This is a genomic window from Nocardia higoensis NBRC 100133, from assembly GCF_000308595.1.
Taxonomy (GTDB): domain Bacteria; phylum Actinomycetota; class Actinomycetes; order Mycobacteriales; family Mycobacteriaceae; genus Nocardia; species Nocardia higoensis.
Genome location: NZ_BAGA01000109.1, coordinates 110,023 through 134,246 on the forward strand (window position 1 = coordinate 110,023; position 24,224 = coordinate 134,246).

Here is a 24,224-nt window from a genome sequence, read left to right on the forward strand (position 1 = left end):
CCGGCTGGACACCCTATCGATGACCGCGATCGCAACACATCAGCACATCAGGAGAAGTTCGCGTGACACACGCTGATCGACGGGGGGATGACGACGGGCCGCAATGTGGCCGGGCGCTGGATGCCCTTACGGCACTTCTCCTCGGTGACGCGGCCGTCGGTTCGACGGTGCGCGAGGGGCCACGGACTGCGACCGAGCCGGGCGATGTCCTGACACACCGTGAGCCATTCTGTGCGCGGAGCCGATCCGCGCTCGCGCTAGGTTGGTCGGCGTGGTGCAACCACTGGCGAGCGAGTTCTCGGCGTACGGAGTGTCGCACTGGGTTGTGCTGGCGGTGTTCGCGGTGGGAGCGGTCGCGGTCGTCGCGATCGGTCGGCGGGAGCGCACCGGGGACGGCTCCAGCCACTTCGGCCCGGTGTTCGGCTGGGTGACGCTCGGGCTGTATCTGGTGGTCTTTCTGGCCGCGATGTTCCCGCCGGCGATCGATCGTTCGGTGCCGCTGCGGTTGACCGATCTGGCGACCCTCGTCGCCGGGTACGCGCTGGTGACGCGGCGACGGTGGGCGTACACGCTGACCTACTACTGGTGTCTCACCCTGAGCACACAGGCGCTCATATCGCCGGCGTTGGAGGCCGACGATTTCCCGGGGCGCGAGTTCCTGGCGTTCTGGGCGATCCACCTGCTCGTCGTCTGGGCGGCGATCTACCTGACCTGGGGTGTGGGTATGCGGCCGGATTGGGGCAGCTACCGGCTTGCGGTGACTGCGACAGTGGTGTGGGTCGCGGTGACCTTCGTCTTCAATTCGGTGGCCGGCACCAACTACGGGTTCGTCAACGGGAAACCCGCGACACCGTCGCTGCTCGACGTTCTGGGGCCGTGGCCGTGGTACCTGGGCACGGTGGCTGCGCTGCTGCTCGCAGTGTGGGCGTTGATGACCTGGCCTTGGGTCCGGGGCAGCTGAGGTCCAGGCAGCCGTGTACCAGTACGAGTACGGCTACACGCCCTTGACCGACTTCCGGTCCATGAAACCGAACAGGTAGCCGGCGACCCGGCGCATCTGAATCTCCTCCGCACCCTCGGTGATTCGGTAGCGGCGGTGGTGCCGGTAGATGTGCTCGAAAGGCTTGTAGCGGGAGTAGCCGAGCCCGCCGTGCACTTGCATGGCGCGGTCGGCGGCCTCGCAGACCAGCCGGTTGGCCCAGTAGTTGCACATCGAGACCTGTTCGGACACTGAGAAATTGCCGTACTTGTCCATCGACCACGCGGTCTTGTGGACCAGGGCGCGCAGCATCTCGCACTGGGTGTGCAGCTCGACCAGCTGGAACTGGATGGCCTGGTTCGACGACAGCGGCTTGCCGAAGGGCTTGCGCTCGTTGGCGTAGGCGACGGCCTGGTCGATGCAGTACTGGGCGGCGCCGAGGCTGGAGGCCGCTTGACGGATGCGGTTCTCGTTGAAGAAGTGCTGGACGACGCCCAGGCCGCGGCCCTCCCCGCCGAAGATCGCCGAGTCCGGCACCCGCACGCTGTTCAGCGAGACGCGGGCGTGGTCGGTGGGCATGTTGAACGTCCACAGGTACTCGTCGACGTGGAAGCCGGGAGTGTCGGTGGGGACCAGGAACGCGGTGATGCCGCGCCCGTCGCCGGCCTTGCCGGAGGTGCGGGCGAAGATCAGATCGGCGTCGGCGATGTGCACGCCGGTGTTCCAGGTCTTGACGCCGTCGATGACCCAGTCGTCGCCGTCGCGCACGGCGGTGGTCTCCATGTGCGTGGCGTCGGAGCCGTGTTCGGGTTCGGTGATGCCGAAGGCGAAGAACTTGGTGCCCTCGGCGAGGCCGTCCACCCACTGCGCCTTCTGTGCCTCGGTGCCGTATTCGAGCATCAGCAGCAGGCCGACATTGTTGGCGACGATGGCGTGCTCGTTCTGCAGGTCGCAGTGCAGGCCCAGGCCGCGGCGGGCGAGGTGTTCGCGGATCACCGCCATGCCGAGATTGGTGCCGTCGCGCCCGCCGAACTCCTTGGGGAAGGCGTAGCGGTAGTGGCCCGCGGCGTCGGCGCGACGGCGGGATTCGGCCAGCAGCGCTTCCCATTCCTCGGTGGGCAGGCCGCCGCGTTCCCAGTCGGTGCGGGCGTCCTCGCGGCGGTGGTCGAAGAACTTGATGTTGTCGCCGGTCTGTTCCAACGGGATGATCTCGGCCTCGATGAAGGCGTCGAGTTCGTCCAGATAGGCGGCCAGCTCCTCGGGGAGTTCGAAGTCCATGTCTCTCCTAGACTTTCGCGTCGGGGCGGATCTGCATGAGCAGGTCCCATTCGATTTCCGACACACGGCGGCCGCTGGCGGCCATGACGATATCGCGGACGGTGCCGTCCAGATGCGCGGCGGCCTGTCCGGCCAGTCCGACGCCCCAGGCGAGTGTGCCCATCACCTTCCACCAGCGGAACCGGTCGACGTCGAAGGTCCCGCCGGCTTCCTCGTAGCCGCGCACGAAGGTGTCGCGGTCGGCGAATCCGCCGAATTCCTTGTCGTCGTTGCGGAAGCGCCACATTCGCAGCGCGGGCCAGGCCACATCGCGCATCGGGTCGCCGTCGCGCTGGGCGCCTTCCCAGTCCAGGACGGCGGCCAGGCCCTCGGCGGCGACGATGATGTTGCCGTTGCGCAGATCGGTGTGCAGCAGGGCGGTGCGCGACGGTGGGGCGGGCAGGCGGCGTTCCAGCCAGCGCAGCGCCATCGCGAAGACCGGGCGGTCGGACAGCAGAGTGCGCACGCCCTTCTCGGCCTCGGCCAGCGCGTCGGCGGCCGGATCGGGGCCGGCGGCGGGCAGCTCCGCGGGAGCCAGTGCGGGATCGATCGCGTGCAGCGCGCCCATCGCCGCACCCCACTGCGCGGCGACGGTCTCGGCGTTGCCGGATGCCTCGATCAGGCGAAGCACCTTGCGCGGCACGGTCTCCCCGTCGACGCGGTCGGAGATCAGGAACGGCTCGCCGATGCGCGCGGCGTCCGGGCACACCGCCACCACCGCGGGCACCGGAACACCGTGGGCGCGAGCCAGTTCCCGCACCGCCGCCTCGGCGCCGACGGTCATGATCTCGACCGCGGGCGGGACGATGGTCGCCACCAGCGGCCGCGCCCCCTGCCCTTCGACCTCGGCGGTGAAGGCGACATTGCGCCGCCGAGCACCGGCGGAGAGGAACTCCAGCCCGGTGACCCGCACCGGGCTGCCGAAGGTCTCGGCCAGAACGTCGGCCAGTCCGGCGGACGGATCGGCGCTCACTCGCCCTCCCAGCCGTCGTAGCCGGGCTTGGCGATCGCCAGATCGGCGCGCACCACGTCGGCCAAGGCCTGCCAGAGAGCTTCCTCGTCTCCCTCCGGCACCGCGGCCAGCAGTTCGGCCTCCCGCTTCGCCGCCTCGGGACCGAACTCGACTTCGCGGCCGAGGATGCGGGCCAGGTTCGCCCCGACCCGCGCGCGATGCTGCAGACCGGGCGGTAATGCCGGCAACAGCGTGTCCTCCAGCAGTTCGGCCAGCGATTCCAGCAGCTCGGCTGCCGTCGGTCGGTTCTGCACAGGCGACTCCCTCGTCGGACAGCCCGGGAAAATGGGACCCCATCAATTTGGCCGATCGGCATTGCCCCGTCAATAGCCCGGCCGCGCCGACCCGATTCCTCCCGGGCATGTGAAGGAAGGGTAGGCCGAGCGCGTCGGCCTACCTTTCCGGCGACCGACTTCCCGGCGACCACCCGGCGACCAGCTCGCCGGCGATCTACTTCCCGCGCACCCGCTTGATGCCCGCGTAGGCGCGCGGGGCGTACTTGAGTCGGTCGGGCAGCAGCGGCCAGGTGTAGCGGACGGCATTGCAGACGACGGTGAAGGCCACCTGGTCGAACCGGTTCCACGGCCGCATGCCCAGAATCTCGCGGGCCCGCTCCGGCATCAGCCCGTTGGCCAGCCACAGGTTGAACGCCATGAACGGCCGCCAGATCACCGACCACACCGGTTCGGGGACGCCGGGGAAGGCGGGGATCTTGTGCCGGTCCAGGCTCAGCGCGAAATCGGTGGTCGCATTGCGCTCGAGGACCTCGTCGATGGTGCGATCCCAGTACTGCTTGAACTCCGCGTAGTTGGAGACCAGCACCCGATCCGAGAGCCCGTACATCCGCCACCAGGTGATGCCCTCGGCGATCAGCTGCTCTTTCTCGGCGTCGGTGAGCGGGGTGCCGAAGTGCTCGTTGATCGCGATATTGAGTTCGACGAAGGTGGCGTGGGTCCACCAGTACACCTCGGGGTTGAGCGCGTGGTAGCGCTCGCCGCGCGAATCGGTGCCCTTGAGCGGCTTGTGGTAATCGCGGACCCGCGCGGCCTGCTCCTCGTTGTCGGCGTCGTAGATCATGCCCTGGATCTGCGGCAACGAGCGGACCAGGCGGTCCCACGGGTCGGCGAAGAAGTTGGAGTGGTCCTGCAGCGCCGCCCCGACCGCCGGGTGCATGTTCTGCATGATGCCGGTCCGGCCGAGGAACAGCATGTTCCGCCAGTCGCCCGCGTACTTCCAGACCAGCGAACCGGGGCCGATCGGAGCGCCGATCAGCGCCGACTCCGCCACGGCGGCAGTCGCGACGGCCGAGCCGTTCGTAGCACCCACGATGGGACCTCCTCGTCACACGGGTGAATCGATGCGACAAAATATAGCGGATTGTTGCATTCTCTCGCCAGGCGAGCACGCACCCGTCTCACCGGACCGGCCCGCAGACCACCGCCGCCCCGGTAAGGTTCAGCCGCGTGGCGTCACCGAACTCCCCGGACGAGAACTCTCCGGATTCCAGCGACTTCGCACTGCTGCTCGGCGCCGAGATCGACCGCGACGCCACCACCGCCCGCATCCTCGACGCCGCCCTGGCCCTGTTCGCCGATATCGGCATCAGCCGCGTCAGCGCCGACGACATCGCCCGCCAGGCCGGCGTCAACCGCGCGACCCTCTACCGCCGCGTGGGCGCCAAGGACGTGATCGTGCGCGCCGCCCTGCTGCGCGAGACCGCCCGCGTTCTCGAACAGATCTCCACCCGCCTTCGCCACCTCGACCCGGCCGACCCCGAGGCCGCCGCCGAGCGCGTCACCCTCGGCTTCGCCACCACGGTCACCCTGCTGCGCACCAACCCGATCCTGATGAAGCTGCTCGCCGTGGATCGCGACCAGACATTGGCCGCGATCACCGTCGGTGCAGGCGATATCCTCGCCCTGGCCACCGCCTTCGTCGCCGAGGAACTCTTCGCCACGACGGGCGCGGTCCGCGACCCACGGACCGTCGCCGGCATGATCGTGCGGCTCGTGCACTCCTTGATCCTCACCCCGGACGCGCCGCCACGACTGCGCGACGAGCCGGAACTGCGCGCCTTCGCCGCGGGATATCTGGTGCCGGTGCTGCTACCGCGTCACCCGGACACGAAGTGACCGGCGCATCCATGGCCCACAGTCTGAAACGTGCACACTTCGGATTGTGGGCATGCGGATGCGCCGGTTTTTCGCCGCTCAGGGCTTCGACCCTGATGAATCAGCTGTTCGACCCGACGAATCGGCCCGTAATGGAGAGCCGGGACGGCAGATCGCGGAGCGCGATGGTCAGCTCGCGGATCCGCTGCTCGGCAACGGCACGCCGGCGGACAACGATTGCGGCCGCTGATAGTCGTAGGGCAGCGTGATCGTCATCGATCGCTTCGAAGCATTCTGGGTGGCGACGATCGTGTAGGTGCGGTCTTCGGTCGGATGCCAGTCGAAGCCGCCGGTGGTGCTGACCACCTCGCCGTCGATCGTGATGGTCACCGGGTCGAGGGCGTCCACCCCACTCGTGACCGCGCGGATATGGCATCCCCATTCGGTCGAACAGGGAATCCCGTAGTCGGGGCCCATCACGATCAGCTTGTCGATCTCGGCGGCCGCGTTCGGCGCCGCGATCACCGGTAGCGCACACGCTGCCACCGTCGCCGCCGCCAGTCCGGTCATCGTGGTTCTCATGGTCGTGCCTCATCTCTCCGGCCGCCTCGTCGCGGCCGGGCGAATCACCGGGAACTTCCGGTCGTCCGTTTGCGGCGGACTGCCGTAAACAGCCGGAGCGTATTCAATCCCCAACCGGGACGATGGTTTTCGAGAGAAATCACCCACGTTCGAGTGTCGAGGATTTTGGGGGCTTTCGCCGCGCTTCCGCCCCTCGGGCATGCCCGTTCCGACCGGGCAACCCGGCACTGGACGGCGATCCCGGTGTCCGCGACCATCCGGGGAAATCCCGGCTCGCCGCCGACCCGACGCGAGTACGGTGGGAGCCGAGGACACAGCGAGCACTACGCGTATCGACACCGCCAGGCCGTGCGGTCCGCGCTCACGGATCGCGCGCCGCCCCTTGTAGTTCCGAGCCTTCCTGGAGGACGGATGTCCGATCCCGCCCCTGTACCACTGCCCACCTACGGGCCGGTTCCCGGACCCACCGGATTACCGCCGAACACCAAGGTCTGCGTGACCGAGGGTCGGCGACCGTCGATGTCGTTGTTCCTCGTTCCCGAACCACTGATGCCCGGCGGGCTCATCCTGCACGTGCTCGAACAGGACGACGTGCGCGCCACCGGCGAAGCCCGGCCCGATCGCGAACTGATCGACGCCGCCCAGGAAACCGTCACCCCGCCCTATCGGGCGATCTTCAGCACCTACGATCCGCGCCCCTGCGACCCCGATCTGATCCGCACCGTCCTGCGCGACCACCTCATCACCGATCCCGCTCCCGCCGGCCTCGATCTCGGCGACCGCGCCGAGGTGCAGCGCCTGGCGACGCTGCCCGAGCACCGGATCGGCATGCGGCGCATCGAGGATTTCCAGGCGTGGTCGGTCCGCCAGGCGATGCTCGCGGTCTACCGGCACTTCGACATCGACCAGCGCACGCCGCTCGTGTACCACGGTTTCGCCGATCCCGGCGAGGGGTGGTTCGCGTTGCGTGCCGCCGACGCCTGACCAGGCAGGCAACCGGCTCGGACATCGAGAACTAGTCCGTGCGGATGGCCTTCTCGATGTCCTCCTCGCTGATCTGCTTGGTGCAGAAGAACCAGTCCTCGCACTCGACGCCTTCCTCGGTCCCGGCCATCCGGTCCGCCGCGACGCCACAGGACCCGGCGGTCGGCACGATCACCCGGTCGCCGGGACGCCAGTCGGCGGGCGTGGCCACCTCGAAGGCATCCGTGGTCTGCAGGGCCTTGAGCACGCGGAGCAACTCGTCGAAGTTGCGGCCCACGCTCTGCGGGTAGTAGATGATCGTGCGAATGATCCCGTGCGGGTTGACGAAGAAGACCGCCCGTACAGCCTTGGTGCTGTCTTCGCCCGGCATGATCATGCCGTACTTGCGGGCCACCTCCATGGTGATGTCGTCGATGAGCGGGAAGGTCACCTCGACGTTGCTCATGCCGTTGAAGGTGATCTTGTCCTTGATGGTGCGCAGCCAGGCGATGTGACTGTAGAGACCGTCGACGGACAGTCCGACGAGCTCGGTGTTGTACTTGCCGAACTCCTCCTGCATCGAGGCGAAGGTGATGAATTCGCTGGTACACACCGGGGTGAAGTCGGCCGGGTGGGAGAACAGAATCACCCACTTGCCTTGGTAGTCGGCGGGAAAGTTGATCCTTCCCTGCGTGGTCTGCGCAGTGAACGCGGGCGCGGGGTCGCCGATCCGGGGCATCGAGGGTGCGCTCTGAGCTGTGATTTCTGGAGTGGTCATCGTTCACCTCTTCGATCGAAGGTTGTGGTGGAACAACACTGAATTCACCCCCGGGGGTATGCGGTCGCCGCCCTCCGAACGACCTGGCCGCGCGGCGGCCGGTCAGGCCGCCCGCACCTCCCGAGTGATCGCATACACGAAATCGTCGAGATCACCGGGGTTGCGGGAGGTGATCAGCGTCCAGTCGCCCTCACCGGAACGGACAGCGGGCTCGTCCACCCAACTGCCGCCGGCATTGCCGAGATCGGTCCGCAGCGACGGGTACGAGGTCAGTGTCTTTCCCGCCACGAGATCGGCTTCGGCGAGCAACCACGGTCCGTGGCAGATCGCGGCGATCGGCTTGCCCGCGCCGGCGAAACTTTTGGCCAGCGTCACCGCGCGCCCGTCCAGACGAAGCTTGTCGGCGTTGACGGTGCCGCCCGGCAGCACCAGCACGTCGAAATCGTCGGCCCGCACCTCGTCGAGCCCGAGGTCCGGGTCGACAACCTCGGCGGGCTCGAGGTCGTGACGGAACGTGCTCACCTGTTCCGCCTTCGGCGCGGCATGCGTGACCGCGGCCCCGCGTTCGCGCAGTCGGTCGCGTGGCACGACCAATTCGTCGTGCTCCACTCCGGTGTTCGCGGTGACCACCAGCACCCGCACACCATCCAATTCGGCCATCGGCCCGCTCCTCTCCTTCGGCGCACGACCGGTCCTGCGCACGCGACCGGTCCTTGCCGGAGGCATGCCGCCCTATCCCGCGGCTAAACATGGCGCGGCGGGTGCGGCGGGTTCAGCGCGCACAGTGATGCGATAGCAGATGGGTATCGGCGGTAGTAGCATCCAACTATCCCTCGAAGAGTCGGATCAGGATGCACGAACTCGCCATTACGCAGAGTGTCATCGCCGCCGTATGCGAGCACGCGGCGGGCCGACGGGTGTACAGCGTGACCGTCGATGTGGGCGTTCTGACCGCGGTGGTCCCGGACGCGATGCGGTTCTGTTTCGACCTCGCCGCCGAGGGCACCGTCGCGGAGGGAGCGAGCCTGGATATCCGGTGCGTACCGGGCGCGGCACATTGCCGCGACTGCGGTGCGGACTTCACCGTCACCGATCTGCTCCTGCTCTGCCGGTGCGGAAGCGCCGATGTGGAGATCAGGGCGGGCCGGGAATTGCGAATCCGGTCGATGGAAGTGAGCCGAGAATGTGCGCAACCTGCGGATGCGGGAACGTCGCCGAGCACGAGCATGCACCCCTGACCGAGACGGTCTCGCTGGAGCAGAAGGTGCTGGCGAAGAACGACCATCTCGCCCAGCACAATCGCGACTGGCTGCGGGATCGCGGCATCCTGGCGCTGAATATGACCAGTTCCCCGGGCGCCGGGAAGACCACACTGCTCGAGCGGACGATCCGCGCGCTGCCCGACACCCCGATCGCGGTGATCGAAGGTGACCAGGAGACGGAACTCGACGCCGAGCGAATCGCCGCGACCGGGGCGCGGGTCGTGCAGGTGAACACCGGGTCCGGCTGTCATCTGGATGCCGAGATGACGCATCGGGCACTGAACGCGCTGAACCCCGCGCCCGGCACCGTGCTGTTCGTCGAGAATGTCGGCAATCTGGTCTGTCCGGCACTGTTCGACCTCGGGGAACACCGCAAGGTCGTGATGATCTCGGTGTGCGAGGGCACGGACAAACCGCTGAAGTATCCGCACATGTTCGCCGCGGCGGGTCTGGTGCTCGTGAACAAGATCGATCTGCTGCCGTATGTCGATTTCGATCTCGGCGCGTGCACCGAGTACGCGCGCGCGGTGAATCCGGGCGTGGAGATCCTGCCGATGTCGGTGACCACGGGCGAGGGCCTCGATCACTGGTACGGGTGGCTGGGTGAACAGCGCCGGACGGTCTCGGCGAGCCTTGAGGGTGTGATCGACCCCGCCTAGACTGACGTGATCGGCGTCACAAACCCGCGAAGCGGGCCGGAGCGACGAGTCGCCGCTCCGACTCCGGAAGGTGGCAGCATATGCCCACTCAGGAAGCGGTCCGAGCTGAGGAGACGCTGATCCACGTGCTCTGGATCAATGCCGGTCTCAGTTGCGATGGCGATTCGGTGGCGTTGACCGCCGCCACCCAGCCCAGTGTCGAAGAAATCGCCCTCGGCGCATTACCCGGTCTACCGAAAGTGGCCGTGCACTGGCCGCTCATCGATTTCGAGTGCGGCCCCAACGGCGGAGCCGACGATTTCCTCGAATGGTTCTTCCGCGCGGACCGGGGTGAACTCGAACCCTTCGTCCTGGTGGTGGAGGGATCGATACCGAACGAGCAATTGCACGACGAAGGTTACTGGTGCGGTTTCGGCAACGATCCTGCCACCGGCCAGCCGATGACGACCAGCGCATGGCTGGACCGTCTCGCCCCGAAGGCCACCGCGGTGGTCGCGGCAGGCACCTGCGCGACCTACGGCGGCATCCACGCGATGGCGGGCAACCCGACCGGCGCGATGGGCGTGCCCGACTACCTCGGCTGGGATTGGAAGAGCAAGGCCGGCATCCCGATCGTCTGTGTGCCCGGCTGCCCCATCCACCCGGACAACATGTCGGAGACGCTCACCTACCTGCTCTACCTGGCCACCGGCCAGGCGCCGATGATTCCGCTCGACGAGGCGCTACGGCCGAAATGGCTGTTCGGCGCGACCGTGCACGAGGGCTGCGACCGTGCGGGCTATTACGAGGAGGGCGATTTCGCCACCGAGTACGGCTCACCGAAATGCATCGTGAAGCTCGGCTGCTGGGGCCCGGTGGTCAAGTGCAACGTGCCCAAGCGCGGGTGGATCAACGGGGTGGGCGGCTGCCCGAACGTGGGCGGCATCTGCATCGGCTGCACCATGCCCGGATTCCCCGACAAGTTCATGCCGTTCATGGACGAGCCGCCCGGCGGGAAGCTCTCGTCCAGCGCCTCCGGCGTCTACGGAACGGTGATCCGCAGCCTCCGGAACATCACCGGCCGCACCGTCGACAAGGAACCGCGCTGGCGGCATCGCGGCGAAAAGCTCGAGACCGGCGCCACCCGCACCTGGTAGGAGAAGCTCCGATGACTCAGATCATCCCCGAGCCGTCACACCGGACGATCGAACCGGACAGCCTCGTCGAGATGGCGTGGGATCCGATCACTCGTATCGTGGGCAGCCTCGGCATCTACACCAAGATCGACTTCGCGAATCAGGAAGTGGTCGAGTGCCACAGCACCTCGTCCATCTTCCGCGGTTATTCGATCTTCATGCGCGGCAAGGACCCGCGCGACGCCCATTTCATCACCAGCCGGATATGCGGTATCTGCGGTGACAACCACGCGACGTGCTCCTGCTACGCCCAGAACATGGCCTATGGAGTCCGGCCGCCGCACCTGGGCGAGTGGATCGTCAACCTCGGCGAGGCCGCCGAGTACATGTTCGACCACAACATCTTCCAGGAGAACCTGGTCGGGGTGGATTTCTGCGAGAAGATGGTCGCCGAGACCAATCCCGGGGTGCTCGCCCGGGCCGAGCGGACCGAGGCGCCGCACGCCGAAGCCCACGGCTACCGCACCATCGCCGACATCATGCGCGCCCTCAACCCGTTCACCGGGGAGTTCTACCGGGAGGCCCTGCAGGTCAGCCGGTACACCCGCGAGATGTTCTGCCTGATGGAGGGTCGGCATGTGCATCCGTCGACGCTGTATCCCGGCGGCCCGGGCACGGTGGCGACGGTGCAGCTGATGACCGACTACATGACCAGATTGATGCGCTACGTCGAGTTCATGAAGCGGGTCGTCCCGATGCACGACGACCTGTTCGACTTCTTCTACGAGGCGTTGCCCGGCTACGAGAAGGTCGGCCTGCGGCGGACCCTGCTCGGCTGCTGGGGGTCGTTCCAGGACCCCGAGGTCTGCAATTTCGAGTACAAGGACATGGAGGACTGGGGTCGCAAGATGTTCGTCACCCCGGGTGTGGTGGTGGACGGCGAACTGGTCACCACCTCCCTGGTCGACATCAACCTCGGCCTGCGGATCCTGCTCGGCAGTTCCTATTACGAGGACTGGACCGACCAGGAGATGTTCGTGAAGACCGACCCGCTGGGCAATCCGGTGGACCGGCGCCACCCCTGGAACCAGCACACCAATCCCAAGCCGCAGAAACGCGACCTGGACGACAAGTACAGCTGGGTCATGTCGCCGCGCTGGTTCGACGGCACCGATCACCTCGCGCTGGACACCGGCGGTGGACCGCTGGCACGGCTGTGGTCGACCGCGCTGGCGAACCTGGTCGATATCGGATACGTGAAGGCCACCGGTCACAGTGTCCAGATCAATCTGCCGAAGACCGCATTGAAGGGTCCGGTCACGCTGGAGTGGAAGATCCCCGTCCACGGCAGCAACACCATCGAACGCGACCGGGCTCGCACCTACTTCCAGGCCTACTCGGCGGCCTGCGCCCTGCATTTCGCGGAGAAGGCGCTCGCGGAGATACGGGCCGGCCACACCAAGACCTGGGAGCCGTTCGAGGTGCCCGAGGAAGGCATCGGCTGCGGTTTCACCGAGGCGGTGCGTGGTGTGCTCTCCCACCACATGGTGATCCGGGACGGGAAGATCGCGAACTACCACCCGTATCCGCCGACCCCGTGGAACGCCAGCCCGCGCGATGCCTACGGCACCCCCGGCCCGTACGAGGACGCGGTGCAGGGGCAGCCCATCTTCGAGGAGAACGACCGCGAGCACTTCAAGGGCATCGACATCATGCGCACGGTGCGCAGTTTCGACCCGTGCCTGCCGTGCGGTGTGCACATGTATCTCGGCAAGGGGCAGACCTTGCGGAAACTGCACTCGCCGACGCAGGCGATGACCCCGGAGTGAGTCCGTATCGGTACCGGCGACGGGAGGATGGCGGTGGATGTCCGCCCGGCAGAACAGGCCGACTCCAACCCTGGTGAGAGCCATTGGCGTACGGCGGGTGATCGGATAGAGACACTGCTCGAGGCGAGTTCGGCGGGCGGCGCGGCGGCTCGTGAACGCGCCGAGCAGTTGGTGCGCGAGGTCGTCGACCTGTACGGGGCGGGCTTGGCGCGCCTGGTCGGACTACTGGACGCCGGCACCCTGGAACGGCTGGCTCGCGACGACCTGGTCGCGAGCCTGCTGCTCGTCCACGGGCTGCACCCGCACGACGTGGACGCCAGAGTGCGCACGGCGCTGGACAGTGTGCGGCCCTACCTGGGGTCGCACGGCGGCGATGTGGAACTGGTCGAGATCGTGGACGCGGTGGTCCGCCTCCGGCTGACCGGCAGCTGCCACGGCTGCCCGTCCTCGTCGGTCACCCTGGAGCTGGCGGTGCAGGACGCGATCCGCGCGGCGGCGCCGGAGATCGAGACCATCGAAGTCGTCGCCGCGCCCACCGAGCACGCGGCGCCGATCCCCGCCGATTCGCTGTTCTCCCGGGTGCGTTCGAGCGACGCTCCGGGCAGTTGGGTCGCCACGCCCGAACTGGCCGACCTGGTGCCCGGCGAGGTCGGCGGATTCGCCGTGGCCGGACTCCCGGTACTGGCCTGCCGGGTGGGTGAGCAGGTATTCGCATACCGCGACCTCTGCCCGGTCTGCGCGCATTCGCTCGCCGGGGCCGCGCTGCACCGGCGGCCCGGCCTCCCGGTCGGCGACGCGGTCCTGCGCTGCCCGACCTGCCGCGCGCATTTCGACATCGTGGCGGCCGGGGCGCGCATCGACGGCGACGGTCACCTCGAGCCGCTCCCGGTGCTGGCGCGGGACGGCGTGCTGTCGGTGGCGGTACCGGTGGGGGTGCACGGGTGAACACACCGTTCCGAGTGCTGCAGCGGATCACCGCCGAGCGCCCGCCCCCGCGACGGGCGGGCGAGCGATGTGAGATGTGCGCCGATCCGATCGCCGGCGAGCATCAGCACGTCGTGAATATCGAAGGCAGGCAGCTGTTGTGCGTATGCCGCGCCTGCTACCTGCTGTTCGTGGACCAGAAGGCGGCGCTGCGTTACCGGGCGGTGCCGGACCGCTATCTCGCCTTCCCCGATTTCGAGATCGGCCAGGGGGAATGGGACGCGTTGGAGATTCCGGTGGGACTCGCGTTCTTCTTCCGCAACTCCGCACTGGACCGGACCGTGGCGTTCTATCCCGGACCGGCGGGCGCGACCGAATCGGAACTGCCGCTGGCACAGTGGAATACGATCGTGCAGCGACATCCGGAACTGGACGCTCTCGCCGACGATGTCGAAGCCCTGCTGATCCGGGTCCCGGAGAGCGGGACCGCGACCGCGAGTTGCCTGCTGCTGCCGATCGACGCGTGCTACGAGTTCGTCGGGCGGATGCGATTGCTGTGGCGCGGCTTCGACGGCGGGACCGAGGTGCGCAGCTATCTGGACGAGTTCTTCGCGTCTGTCTCGGCCCGGGCACGAACGGACGGCGCGCCATGAGTCCCGTCCACTCGATGACCTTCGCCGTGCTCGAGATCAAGCCGGAGCCGTACGCGGTGGCGCCGACCCTGACCGCACGGGTCGGTCTCGCCGCGCTCGCCGAGGAACCCGTGCACGCCGTCGCGTTACGTGCGCAGGTGCGGATCCAGCCGTCGCGCCGCCGCTACTCCGACGAGGAGGGCGCGGGGCTGACCGATCTGTTCGGCGACCGCGAGCGCTGGCGGGATACGCAGCGTTCGTTCCTGTGGATGCACTGCGCCACCATGGTTCCCGGGTTCTCCGGCGGCGCCGAGGTGGATCTGCCGATGCCGTGCACCTACGACTTCGAGGTGACCGGCTCGAAGTACCTGCACGCGCTACGCGAGGGCACGGTACCGCTGGTGTTCCTGTTCAGCGGCACGGTCTTCATCCGGGGCAGCGGCGGCTTCGCGGTCCAGCAGATCCCCTGGGATCGCGAGGACACCTTCGACATGCCGGTCTCGGTATGGCAGGACGTGATGGCCGCGCACTTCCCGAACACCGGCTGGCTACGCCTGCACCGGGACACGCTCGAGGCGCTGTCCGCCTACAAGTCCGGCCACGGTCTGCTCGGATTCGACGAGGCCGTCACCCGCCTGCTCGCCGACGCCGGAGAGTCGCGATGACCGCCGCGGGGATCGCCCGGGCCCGCGCCGTCGCCGACGCGGTGCTCTACGAGGGCTACCTGCTCTACCCCTACCGGGCGAACACCCCCAAGAACCGGTCCCGCTGGCAGTTCGGCGTGCTCGGTCCCGCCGGGGCGGCGGCGGCCGGACTCGGCGAAGAGTCGTCGCTGTCGGCCGAGTTCGTCCTCGAGCCCGGTACGGACCCAGTACTGACGTGGACGGTCCGGTTCCTGCAGCTCCAGCACCGTCAGGTGCTCGACGGTGCGGGTGTGCCACGCGCCGAACTCACCGCCGGCGGGCGATCCTGGCTGTCCTGGGACGAGGCGGTCGCGCGGGAGATCGTCGTCGGCCCCCTGGCGCCCGGGAATCTCGTACGCGCACTGACGGTTTCCGGTGGCTCCGACATCGAGGAGATCGCCGGCGCGGCAGGCGAGGCCGTCGGGACGCTGGTGCGGACCAGGCAGCCGCTGGCCGGTGAACTGGAACTGGGCGTCGAGCGGGACGGCCGGTTCCTGCGGCTGGCCGCCGAGGTCCGCAACGTGGCCGCACTCGCGACCGACAAGGACGACGCCCTCGCCCGCTCGCTGATCGGGGCACACATCGTCGTGGAAGTCGCCCGTGGACAGTTCGTTTCCGCGCTCGAACCACCGGCGGACGCCGCGCCCGCGGTCGAACGCTGCGGCCGGCACCGGTGTTTCCCGGTGCTCGCCGGCCCGCCCGGCGACCGCAGTCTGCTGCTGATCTCGCCGATCATCCTCTACGACCATCCCGAGATCGCGGAACAGAGCGAGGGAGCGCTGTTCGATTCCACCGAGATCGACGAGATCCTCACGCTGCGCGTGATGACCATGACCGACGACGAGAAAGCGCAGGCCCGCGCGACAGACGCGCGGGCGGGCGAGATCATCGACCGCTGCGATGCCATCACCCCGGAGGCGATGCGGCAGTTGCACGGCGTCCTGCGCGATCCGCATCCGGGCCGTTCGCCTCTGGTTCCCGAAGTGCCCGAGGGGATCGACTGGTGGGATCCGGCGGCCGACGGCGCCGTGCGCCCGGATACCGATGCGGTGCCGGTCTCGGGTGTGCTGGTGCGCAGAGGCAGCCGGGTCAGGCTGCACCCGTCCCGCCGGGCCGACGCCCAGGATCTGTTCACCGCGGGCCGGTGCGCCCGGGTCGTCTCGGTGCACGAGGACGTCGACGGGCAGGCACACATCGGTGTCGTACTGGACGACGATCCCGCCGCCGATCTGCACGAATGGTTCGGCCGCTATCTCTATTTCGCACCCGACGAATTGGAGCCGCTCGACAGTCCCGGAGATCTGGAAGGAGACACCATGCAGGACCGCAGCGAAGAACCTCAGGAGGCGCGCGGACAGCCGGGATCGCGCGATACCGGCGCGGATACCGCGGCCGCGGGCGAGACCAACCGTGAGCCGGGCGATATCGGACACGAGGAGACGACCTCGGCGCACGGAACCGCCGCCGAGCGCGAGGCCGCGTTCGTCTCGGAGCCGGCCCCCGGCAGCGAACCTCCGGTCCCGCCCTACGACGAGCGCAAGAAGACCGCGAACGAACCCGACGAGACGGCGACCGGCACCGTCGACGACGCGGATGTCGGCGGAGCCACATCACCGACCGAAGGGCAGGGATGACCGCCCGCCGACCGGTGGGCTCGGCAGCGGCGAGACAACGGAAAGGAAGGCCGACCATGGCAACCGTGGGAGCGATCGCGACCGGAATCGTCGCGGTGGTGGCGGCGATCGGCGTGTACATCGGCATCCGGTCGGTTCCGGACATGCGCCGGTACCTGCGAATCCGCCATATGTGAGATGACGGACCGGGTACTGGTCGCCGGGATCGGCAACATCTTTCTCGGCGACGACGGATTCGGCTCCGAGGTGGCGCGCAGGCTGCGCTTCGACGGGGAGCCGCGCGTGCGGGTGGTCGATTACGGCATCCGCGGTATGCACTTGGCCTACGACCTGCTCACGGGCTGGGATGCGCTGGTGCTCGTCGACGCGCTGCCCGACCGCGGAGCACCCGGGCAGGTGGAGGTGTTGCGCGCCGAACCCGACGAGGCGGGCACGGCGGGACTCGACGCGCACGCCATGCATCCGGCGGCGGTCTTCGCGGCTGTGCGGGCGCTGGGCGGCACAGTGCCACCCACGGTCGTCGTCGGCTGTCAGGCGCTGTCGGCCGCGGAGCGGATCGGACTGTCGGTTCCGGTCGCGGCGGCGGTGGACACGGCGGTGCGCGCGGTGCACCGCGTGGTGGCCGATCTGCTGCGGACGAAGCAGGAGGTGTGAGGATGTGCCTCGGAATTCCCGGCCTGGTGCTCGAGATACCGGACGGCTACCACGGACAGATCGCCCTGGTCGATGTATCCGGTGAGAAACGACGGGTGAACATCGGCCTGCTCGAGGACGATCCGGTCGGGCCCGGCGATTGGGTGATCATCCACATGGGCTTCGGAATCGAGAAGACCGACGCCGCCGGTGCGGCCGAGGCCATGTCCGGACTGCGCATGCTCCGCAGCGGTGAGCAGCCGTGACCGCCGACCGGGCGCGCCACCGGTTCGTGGTGCGCGGTGTGGTGCAGGGCGTGGGCTTCCGGCCGTTCGTCTACACCACCGCGGCCGAGCTGTCGCTGAGCGGGCGGGTGTCCAACGACAGCAGTGGCGTCCTCATCGAAGTCGAGGGCACACCCGCGGCCCTGGCGGAGTTCGAGCGGCGGCTACGGTGCTCGCCGCCGCCGCTGGCGGTCGTCGAATCGGTGGAACGCGCCGAGATCCCGGTGCGGGGCGGTACCGGATTCCGGATCGCCGACACCACTCGCGGCGACGGCCGCACCCTCGCCTCCCCGGATATCGCCCTCTGCCCCGCATGCGAGGCGGAACTGCGCGACCCGTCCGATCGGCGGTACCGCCACCCGTTCGTGAACTGCACCAACTGCGGTCCCCGGTTCACCATCATCGCCGCGCTGCCCTACGACCGGGCCCGCACCTCCATGGCCGAATTCCCGATGTGCGAACGCTGTGCCCGCGAATATCACGATCCCGCCGACCGCCGTTTCCACGCGCAGCCGATCGCCTGCCCCGAGTGCGGCCCGCGGCTGTCCTACGCCGGCCCCGGAGACGGCGATCCGCTCGCCGCGGCCCGTGCACTGCTGCGGTCGGGCGGAATCCTGGCGGTGAAGGGCATCGGCGGCTACCACCTGGCCTGCGACGCGACGAACGAGGTGGCGGTGGCCGAACTGCGCCGCCGTAAGCGCCGGGGCGGCAAGCCTTTCGCGGTGATGACGCCGGATGTGGGGCGCGCGCGGGAGATCGCGGTCGTCGACGCCGCGGCCGCCGAACTGCTGACCGGCCCGCAGCGGCCCATCGTGCTGCTGCCTCGCGGGGACCGAGCGCTCGCCGAGGCCGTCGCGCCGGGCAACCCCGACCTCGGTGTGATGCTGGCCTATACCCCGCTGCACATCCTGCTGTTCGGCCTGCCCGGCGACCCGATCGGCCCGGACGTGCTGGTGATGACCTCCGGCAACCGCAGCAGCGAACCGATCTGCTACGACGACGCCGATGCGCGCGAGCGCCTCGCCGGGTCGGCGGACGGCTGGCTCTGGCACGACCGCCGCATCCTGGTCCCGTGTGACGACTCGGTGGTGCGCCTGGTCGACGGCCTCGAGTCCCCGGTCCGCCGCTCGCGCGGCTACGCGCCGCTGCCGCTCGCCCTTCCGGCGCCCATGCCGCCGACACTCGCCGTCGGCGCCGATCTGAAGAACGTCTGTGCCGTCGCCGACGGCCGCTATGCCTGGTTGAGCCAGCACGTCGGCGATATGGACGATCTGGCGACACTGCGCGCGTTCGACGCCACCGAACGGCACCTCGAGGAGCTGACCGGAGTGCGCCCCGCCCAACTCGTCGCCGACGCGCATCCGGGCTATCGGTCCACCGGATGGGCTCGCCGGCACGCGGGCGAGCGACCGGTGCGCACCGTCCAGCACCACCACGCGCATATCGCCGCCGTCATGGGCGAGCACGGACTCGGTCACACCGACACCGTCCTCGGAATCGCCTTCGACGGCACCGGTTTCGGACCCGACGGCGCGGTGTGGGGCGGCGAGGTCCTCGCCGCCGGGTACAAGGGCTACCAGCGGCTGGCCCATCTGAAGTACGTCCCGCTGGCCGGCGGCGACAGCGCGGTGCACCGGCCGTACCGGATGGCGCTGGCGCATCTGCGCGCCGCGGGTATCGACTGGTCGGCGGCGATCCCGTCGGTGGCCGCCTGCCCGGCCGGGGAGCGCGCGGTGCTCGCGCACCAGTTCGGCACCGGGCTGGGCTGTGTGCCGACCTCCAGCATGGGCAGATTGTTCGACGCGGTGTCCTCGCTGGCGGGCGTGCGCCACGTCGTGGACTACGAGGCGCAGGCGGCCATCGAACTCGAAGGGCTCGCCCGCGGCGTGGCTCCCGGTGACCGCTCGTATCGGTTCACCGTCGGCACCGGATCGGATCCCGCGCTGATCGACCCCGGCCCGGTGATCGCCGCGGTCGTCGCCGACGCGGTGGCCGCTGTACCGGCGGCGACGATCGGCGCCCGTTTCCACGCCGCCGTCTCGCGGCTGGTGCTCGATATCGCCGCGAAATTCGCGGGAGAACGGGTCGTCGCGCTCTCGGGCGGCGTGTTCCAGAACGCGCTGCTGTTGTCGTCCACTCGAAGACTGCTGCGCGACAACGGGTTCACCGTCCTCACACACCGCAGACTGCCACCCAACGATGGTGGCCTCGCATACGGGCAGGTGCTCGCGGTCGCCGCGGGCTGAGCGGAAAGGAGCAGATATGTGCCTGGCGGTTCCCGGAAAGGTGCTCAGCCTCGAAGAGCGTGACGGCACGCTGATGTCGGTCGTCGACTTCGGCGGCGTGCACAAGGACGTGTGCCTGCAGTACATACCGGACGCGGCGGTCGGCGACTACGTCGTCGTGCACGTCGGTTTCGCCATCCAGCGCCTGGACGAGGAGTCCGCGCTGCAGACCCTCGCCGAATTCGAACACCTCGGCGTGCTGAAGGAGGAGTTCGCGGACGGTTTCGCCGTCGCGGCCGCGCAAGCGGGAGAGGAGAACCCGGACACGACGGACCAGCGTGACCCCGAGGAGGAGCCATGAAGTATCTCGACGAATTCAGCAACCCGGAGCTGGCCAAGCGCCTTCTCGAACGGATCCGGGCCACCACGGACCGCCGCTGGGCGATCATGGAAGTGTGTGGCGGGCAGACACATTCGATCATCCGCCACGGTATCGACCAGTTGCTGCCGGACCGGATCGAGATGATCCACGGACCCGGTTGCCCGGTCTGTGTCACGCCGCTCGAGGTGATCGACAAGGCACTCGAGATCGCCGCGCGGCCCGGGGTCATCTTCTGCTCGTTCGGCGATATGCTCCGGGTTCCCGGCAGCGAGAAGGATCTGTTCCACGTCAAGAGCGAAGGCGGAGACGTCCGGGTGGTCTACTCGCCGCTGGACGCGCTGGAACTGGCCAGAGCCAATCCGGATCGTCAGGTCGTCTTCTTCGGCATCGGCTTCGAGACCACCGCCCCCGCCAACGCGATGACCGTGTACCAGGCTCGGCGTCTCGGCATCCGGAACTTCTCGCTGCTGGTGTCGCATGTGCTGGTGCCGCCGGCGATCGCCGCGATCATGGAGTCGCCGCGGTGCCGGGTGCAGGCCTTCCTGCTGGCCGGGCACGTGTGCTCGGTGATGGGAACCCAGGAATATCCGCCGCTCGCGCAGCGCTACGGGGTCCCCATGGTGGTCACCGGATTCGAGCCGCTGGACATCCTCGAAGGCATCCGTCGCACCGTGGCGCAGCTGGAGTCCGGCCGCCACGAGGTCGACAACGCCTATCCGCGGGCGGTGTCGGAGGCAGGCAATCCGGCCGCCAAGGCCATGCTGGCCGATGTCTTCGAGGTCACCGACCGGGCCTGGCGCGGCATCGGGGTCATCCCGGACAGCGGCTGGCGGCTCTCCCCGCGCTACCGCGACTACGATGCCGAACACCGTTTCTCCGTCGGCGATCTGCACACCGCCGAATCGGCTGTCTGCCGCTCCGGCGAGGTGCTGCAGGGTCTGATCAAGCCGAACGAGTGCGCCGCGTTCGGCACCACGTGCACACCACGCAACCCGCTGGGCGCCACCATGGTGTCCTCGGAAGGCGCGTGCGCCGCCTACTACCTCTACCGGCGCCTGGACCAGCCCGCGGAGGTGGCCCATGCGTGAGGATCCGATCATGCCCGCCCGGGCGACGATCGACGCGGACGCGTGGGTCTGCCCGATGCCGTTGCGCGACGCGCCGAACATCGTGATGGGCCACGGCGGCGGCGGGGCGATGTCGGGCGAACTGATCGAGCATCTGTTCCTGCCCGCCTTCGGCGCCGCGGCCGATGCGGGCATGGGCGATTCCGCCGTGCTGACGGTCGGCGACACGCGGCTGGCGTTCTCTACCGATTCCTTCGTTGTGAAACCGCGCGTGTTTCCCGGCGGCTCGCTCGGTGAGCTCGCCGTCAACGGCACCGTCAACGATCTCGCGATGGCCGGTGCGCGGCCGCTGGCGCTGTCCACCGCGTTCATCCTCGAGGAGGGCACCGCGCTGTCCGAGATCGCCGCCGTCGCCCAGGCGATGGGCACCGCCGCGGCGGCCGCGGGAGTGACCCTGGTGACCGGTGACACCAAGGTGGTGGACGCGGGCCACGGTGACGGCATCTACGTCAACACCACGGGCATCGGCATCATCGACGGCGAGGTCGATATCCGGCCCCAGCGTGCTCGGCCGGGCGATATCGTCCTGATCAGCGGCGATATCGGGGTGCACGGTATCGCCGTGATGAGCTGCCGGGAGGGGCTGGAATTCGGGACGACGGTGCTCAGCGACACCGCCCCGCTGAACGGCCTGGTGGCCGCGATGCTGGGCAGCGGCGCGGATGTGCACACCCTGCGCGATCCGACCCGGGGCGGGGTGGCGGCCACGGTGAACGAGATCGCCCGCACCGCCGGTATCGGGGTCTCGCTGGACGAGACGGCGCTGCCGGTGCCCGCCGCGGTGCGCGACGCCTGCGGACTGCTCGGCCTCGACCCGATGTACGTGGCCAACGAGGGCAAACTGATCGCCTTCGTGGCGCCCGACGACGCGGACCGGGTGCTGGAGGCGATGCGCGCGCACCCGCTGGGCGCCCGCGCGGCCGTGATCGGCGTCTGCGTCGAGGAGCATCCGGGCATGGTCGTGGCGCGGACAGCGCTCGGCGGTACCCGGGTGGTGGATCTGCCTGCCGGGGAGCAGTTGCCGCGTATCTGTTGACGCGGCGGGTCATCCGATCCGCCGGCCGGGAAGAAAACGAGGTGCCCGACAGTGCGGTTGTCGACGGCGGCGATACGCGCCGGTTGGTCGGACCTGGAGCCGGGGCAGCGACGCAGCGTCACGGGGATGGCTCTCGCGATCGCGGCGCTGCACCTGCTGGGATTCGCGACGCTGCTGCTGCTCGTGGTGCCCGGCGGCTACCTCGTGGACGGCGCGGTGTTCGGCGTCGGCCTCGGGGTCACCGCGTACACCCTGGGCGCGCGGCACGCGTTCGATGCCGACCACATCGCCGCCATCGACAACGCGACCAGGAAACTCGTGGCGGAGAACCGGAAACCCATGACGGTCGGATTCTGGTTCGCGCTCGGTCATTCCACCATCGTGTTCGTCCTGGTCGCCCTGCTGGCGGCCGGTGTCAAGACGCTCGCGGCCAATCTGGAGGACGACAACTCGCGGCTGCAGCAGTGGACCGGCGTCTTCGGCACCGGCGTCTCGGGCACCTTCCTGATCCTGATCGGACTGCTGAATCTGATATCCCTGATAGGGATATGGCGGGTGTTCCGCGGCATGCGGCAGGGCTGTTTCGACGAGGCCGAACTCGAACGCAGGCTGCTGGATCGGGGTGCGCTGAACCGGGTGTTCGGGCCGCTGATGCGCGCGGTCCGCACACCACGGCAGATGTATCCGGTCGGCTTGCTGTTCGGACTCGGCTTCGACACCGTCACCGAGGTCGGCCTGCTCGTCATCGCGGGCGGCGCGGCGGCAACCGACCTGACGTGGTTCGCGATTCTCGTACTGCCCGTGCTGTTCTCGGCCGGCATGACGCTGTTCGACGCACTGGACGGGTCGGTCATGAACTACGCCTATGGCTGGGCCTTCGCGGGACCGGTGCGCAAGGTCTACTACAACATCGTGGTGACCGGCCTGTCGGTCGCGGTGGCGCTGCTGATCGGCGCGCAGGAGATCATCTCGATCATGACCGAGAAGCTCGACCTCGACTCGGGTCCGCTGGCCTGGGTCGGCGAACTCGATCTCGGGGCGATGGGGTTCATCATCGTCGGGTTGTTCGTCCTCACCTGGGCGGTCGCGGTAGCGGTCTGGCGGATCGGTGATGTCGAACGGCGCTGGCGGCCGGGATCGCCGGTGGACTCGTGAACACACCCGCCACCGCGACCGGGGGAGCCGAGATGTTCGCCCGGTTCGCCTACGCGCCGAATCACCTGGGCTATTGCGGCCCGTCGGGAACGACGGCGCTGCGTGACGGTTCCGCCGCGGACGTGCGGGCCGTCGCGCGCAGCTTCACCGGAGCATGGCCCTACCTGCAGGTCATGTCGCGCATGACCGGCATCGACGATCCGCTGGATCACCGCCTGGTCGAGTCGTATTGGCTCGGAGGCGGTATCGGTGCGCGGCTGGACCCGGCGACCTTCGTCGCCGAGTTGCTGGCGGTGATAGGTCCGGCCGCGGGGCACTACTGGAAATACCTCACCGATGGTTCGCTGAACGAGGAGGCGGCGGCGAACCACTGTTTCCACGTCTTCGGTATCTATCCGTGGACCCGCCTGCTCGGCCGGGGCGGCGACCATCCGGTACATGTGCTCGACAGTTGCCGGATCAACTGGGGCACGATCCTGGCGCGTGCGGACGACCAGGTCGTGGTCGAGTGCCCCCGCCTGGAGTTCGACGGCCACCGGCTGACCCTGAGCGCACCCGAGACGCGGTCGATCCCGGTGTGGGCGGACGGCTTCTCCGCGGTACCCGACGCGGCACCGGGTCAACTGGTCGCACTGCACTGGAACCGACTGTGCGACCGGCTGACCCCCACCCGAGCGCGAGCGCTGACAATCAGCACCGAACAGCAACTGCGAGCCACCAATCGCAGGCTCGCACGGGCGACGACCGCCCCGCCGTGACACGCGACATCGGCGATCGTCCGTTCTCGATGCCACTGGAGGCCCCGTCCCCCGGTGAACAGCTACGCCCGAACCGCCCGCATCCCCCAAGAACTCAGTTTCACATTGTCCAGCAACCACTTCCGGCCTGCCGGCAGGTCCACC

General features: G+C 68.6%; 27 protein-coding genes. 20 read left to right on the forward strand and 7 right to left on the reverse strand.

Going from position 1 to position 24,224, the window contains the following annotated elements; genetic code table 11:
* The first annotated feature begins 274 nt into the window (after positions 1-274).
* On the forward strand, positions 275-961 hold the full coding sequence (locus ON26_RS19575; protein ID WP_040797710.1) for a YwaF family protein: 687 nt from the start codon (positions 275-277) through the stop codon (positions 959-961).
* 33 nt (positions 962-994) lie between these two features.
* On the opposite strand, the gene ON26_RS19580 is transcribed toward ON26_RS19575, so the two are convergent.
* The 4 genes from ON26_RS19580 to ON26_RS19595 all read right to left on the reverse strand — a co-directional run bounded on the left by ON26_RS19580 (position 995) and on the right by ON26_RS19595 (position 4,634).
* The gene (locus ON26_RS19580) at positions 995-2,257 is read right to left on the reverse strand and encodes an acyl-CoA dehydrogenase family protein (RefSeq protein ID WP_040797629.1); all 1,263 of its coding nucleotides are present in this window, start codon (positions 2,255-2,257) and stop codon (positions 995-997) included.
* A 7-nt stretch (positions 2,258-2,264) separates the two neighbouring features.
* Positions 2,265-3,269 carry a phosphotransferase family protein gene (locus ON26_RS19585; RefSeq protein WP_051027239.1) on the reverse strand — a complete coding sequence of 335 codons (1,005 nt, stop codon included), beginning with the start codon at positions 3,267-3,269 and terminating at the stop codon, positions 2,265-2,267.
* On the reverse strand, positions 3,266-3,562 hold the full coding sequence (locus ON26_RS19590) for a DUF6285 domain-containing protein (RefSeq protein WP_040797712.1): 297 nt from the start codon (positions 3,560-3,562) through the stop codon (positions 3,266-3,268). Before ON26_RS19590 ends, ON26_RS19585 begins: the two co-directional genes overlap by 4 nt.
* A gap of 196 nt (positions 3,563-3,758) precedes the next feature.
* A complete protein-coding gene (locus tag ON26_RS19595; RefSeq protein ID WP_051027240.1) occupies positions 3,759-4,634 on the reverse strand; it encodes an oxygenase MpaB family protein in 876 nt (291 codons plus the stop codon).
* A 137-nt stretch (positions 4,635-4,771) separates the two neighbouring features.
* Between ON26_RS19595 and ON26_RS19600 the strand changes: the two genes are divergently transcribed.
* A complete protein-coding gene (locus ON26_RS19600; RefSeq protein ID WP_083884217.1) occupies positions 4,772-5,440 on the forward strand; it encodes a TetR/AcrR family transcriptional regulator in 669 nt (222 codons plus the stop codon).
* Between the two features lie 168 nt (positions 5,441-5,608).
* Here the strand turns inward: ON26_RS19600 and ON26_RS19605 are convergent, their stop codons facing one another.
* The gene (locus tag ON26_RS19605) at positions 5,609-5,944 is read right to left on the reverse strand and encodes a hypothetical protein (RefSeq protein ID WP_169333739.1); all 336 of its coding nucleotides are present in this window, start codon (positions 5,942-5,944) and stop codon (positions 5,609-5,611) included.
* A gap of 468 nt (positions 5,945-6,412) precedes the next feature.
* On the opposite strand from ON26_RS19605, the gene ON26_RS19610 reads away from it, so the two are divergent.
* The gene (locus ON26_RS19610) at positions 6,413-6,985 is read left to right on the forward strand and encodes a hypothetical protein (protein ID WP_245545914.1); all 573 of its coding nucleotides are present in this window, start codon (positions 6,413-6,415) and stop codon (positions 6,983-6,985) included.
* Between the two features lie 31 nt (positions 6,986-7,016).
* Here ON26_RS19610 and ON26_RS19615 read toward each other — a convergent pair whose 3' ends face one another.
* Together ON26_RS19615 and ON26_RS19620 are read right to left on the reverse strand one after the other, a co-directional pair.
* Positions 7,017-7,742: a peroxiredoxin gene (locus tag ON26_RS19615; protein WP_174375419.1), complete on the reverse strand. Its 726-nt coding sequence runs from the start codon at positions 7,740-7,742 to the stop codon at positions 7,017-7,019.
* A gap of 102 nt (positions 7,743-7,844) precedes the next feature.
* The gene (locus ON26_RS19620) at positions 7,845-8,402 is read right to left on the reverse strand and encodes a type 1 glutamine amidotransferase domain-containing protein (protein WP_040797631.1); all 558 of its coding nucleotides are present in this window, start codon (positions 8,400-8,402) and stop codon (positions 7,845-7,847) included.
* A gap of 191 nt (positions 8,403-8,593) precedes the next feature.
* Between ON26_RS19620 and hypA the strand changes: the two genes are divergently transcribed.
* The 17 genes from hypA (at position 8,594) to ON26_RS19705 (ending at position 24,080) form a co-directional block, all read left to right on the forward strand.
* A complete protein-coding gene (gene hypA / locus ON26_RS19625; RefSeq protein WP_040797632.1) occupies positions 8,594-8,980 on the forward strand; it encodes a hydrogenase maturation nickel metallochaperone HypA in 387 nt (128 codons plus the stop codon).
* On the forward strand, positions 8,926-9,663 hold the full coding sequence (gene hypB, locus ON26_RS19630) for a hydrogenase nickel incorporation protein HypB (protein WP_040797633.1): 738 nt from the start codon (positions 8,926-8,928) through the stop codon (positions 9,661-9,663). Before hypA ends, hypB begins: the two co-directional genes overlap by 55 nt.
* 80 nt (positions 9,664-9,743) lie before the next feature.
* The gene (locus ON26_RS19635) at positions 9,744-10,799 is read left to right on the forward strand and encodes an NADH-quinone oxidoreductase subunit B family protein (RefSeq protein WP_040797634.1); all 1,056 of its coding nucleotides are present in this window, start codon (positions 9,744-9,746) and stop codon (positions 10,797-10,799) included.
* Between the two features lie 11 nt (positions 10,800-10,810).
* Entirely contained in the window at positions 10,811-12,607 is a 1,797-nt protein-coding gene (locus ON26_RS19640; protein WP_040797635.1) for a nickel-dependent hydrogenase large subunit, read from the forward strand.
* A gap of 33 nt (positions 12,608-12,640) precedes the next feature.
* Positions 12,641-13,552: a NifU family protein gene (locus ON26_RS19645; protein ID WP_245545915.1), complete on the forward strand. Its 912-nt coding sequence runs from the start codon at positions 12,641-12,643 to the stop codon at positions 13,550-13,552.
* Entirely contained in the window at positions 13,549-14,184 is a 636-nt protein-coding gene (locus ON26_RS19650) for a DUF5947 family protein (protein ID WP_040797636.1), read from the forward strand. The genes ON26_RS19645 and ON26_RS19650 overlap by 4 nt, the downstream gene beginning before the upstream one ends.
* Positions 14,181-14,828: a DUF6084 family protein gene (locus ON26_RS19655; protein WP_040797637.1), complete on the forward strand. Its 648-nt coding sequence runs from the start codon at positions 14,181-14,183 to the stop codon at positions 14,826-14,828. Before ON26_RS19650 ends, ON26_RS19655 begins: the two co-directional genes overlap by 4 nt.
* Positions 14,825-16,480: a hypothetical protein gene (locus ON26_RS19660; RefSeq protein WP_306307249.1), complete on the forward strand. Its 1,656-nt coding sequence runs from the start codon at positions 14,825-14,827 to the stop codon at positions 16,478-16,480. The genes ON26_RS19655 and ON26_RS19660 overlap by 4 nt, the downstream gene beginning before the upstream one ends.
* 56 nt (positions 16,481-16,536) lie before the next feature.
* Positions 16,537-16,656 (forward strand): DUF6893 family small protein, encoded by a 120-nt coding sequence (locus tag ON26_RS35085; RefSeq protein ID WP_085999049.1) that lies wholly within the window; start codon positions 16,537-16,539, stop codon positions 16,654-16,656.
* Position 16,657: 1 nt separating this feature from the next.
* Entirely contained in the window at positions 16,658-17,134 is a 477-nt protein-coding gene (locus ON26_RS19670; RefSeq protein WP_040797638.1) for a hydrogenase maturation protease, read from the forward strand.
* 2 nt (positions 17,135-17,136) lie between these two features.
* On the forward strand, positions 17,137-17,379 hold the full coding sequence (locus ON26_RS19675) for a HypC/HybG/HupF family hydrogenase formation chaperone (protein ID WP_040797639.1): 243 nt from the start codon (positions 17,137-17,139) through the stop codon (positions 17,377-17,379).
* Positions 17,376-19,643, forward strand: coding sequence for a carbamoyltransferase HypF (gene hypF / locus ON26_RS19680; RefSeq protein ID WP_083884218.1), 2,268 nt, complete (start codon positions 17,376-17,378; stop codon positions 19,641-19,643). The genes ON26_RS19675 and hypF overlap by 4 nt, the downstream gene beginning before the upstream one ends.
* A gap of 16 nt (positions 19,644-19,659) precedes the next feature.
* On the forward strand, positions 19,660-19,983 hold the full coding sequence (locus ON26_RS19685; protein ID WP_040797640.1) for a HypC/HybG/HupF family hydrogenase formation chaperone: 324 nt from the start codon (positions 19,660-19,662) through the stop codon (positions 19,981-19,983).
* Positions 19,980-21,092: a hydrogenase formation protein HypD gene (gene hypD / locus ON26_RS19690; RefSeq protein WP_040797641.1), complete on the forward strand. Its 1,113-nt coding sequence runs from the start codon at positions 19,980-19,982 to the stop codon at positions 21,090-21,092. The genes ON26_RS19685 and hypD overlap by 4 nt, the downstream gene beginning before the upstream one ends.
* Entirely contained in the window at positions 21,085-22,167 is a 1,083-nt protein-coding gene (gene hypE / locus ON26_RS19695; RefSeq protein ID WP_040797642.1) for a hydrogenase expression/formation protein HypE, read from the forward strand. Before hypD ends, hypE begins: the two co-directional genes overlap by 8 nt.
* A 93-nt stretch (positions 22,168-22,260) precedes the next feature.
* Positions 22,261-23,322, forward strand: coding sequence for a Nickel transporter NicT (nicT, locus tag ON26_RS19700; RefSeq protein ID WP_218000606.1), 1,062 nt, complete (start codon positions 22,261-22,263; stop codon positions 23,320-23,322).
* On the forward strand, positions 23,319-24,080 hold the full coding sequence (locus ON26_RS19705; RefSeq protein WP_040797644.1) for a DUF6390 family protein: 762 nt from the start codon (positions 23,319-23,321) through the stop codon (positions 24,078-24,080). The genes nicT and ON26_RS19705 overlap by 4 nt, the downstream gene beginning before the upstream one ends.
* Positions 24,081-24,224 lie beyond the last annotated feature (144 nt).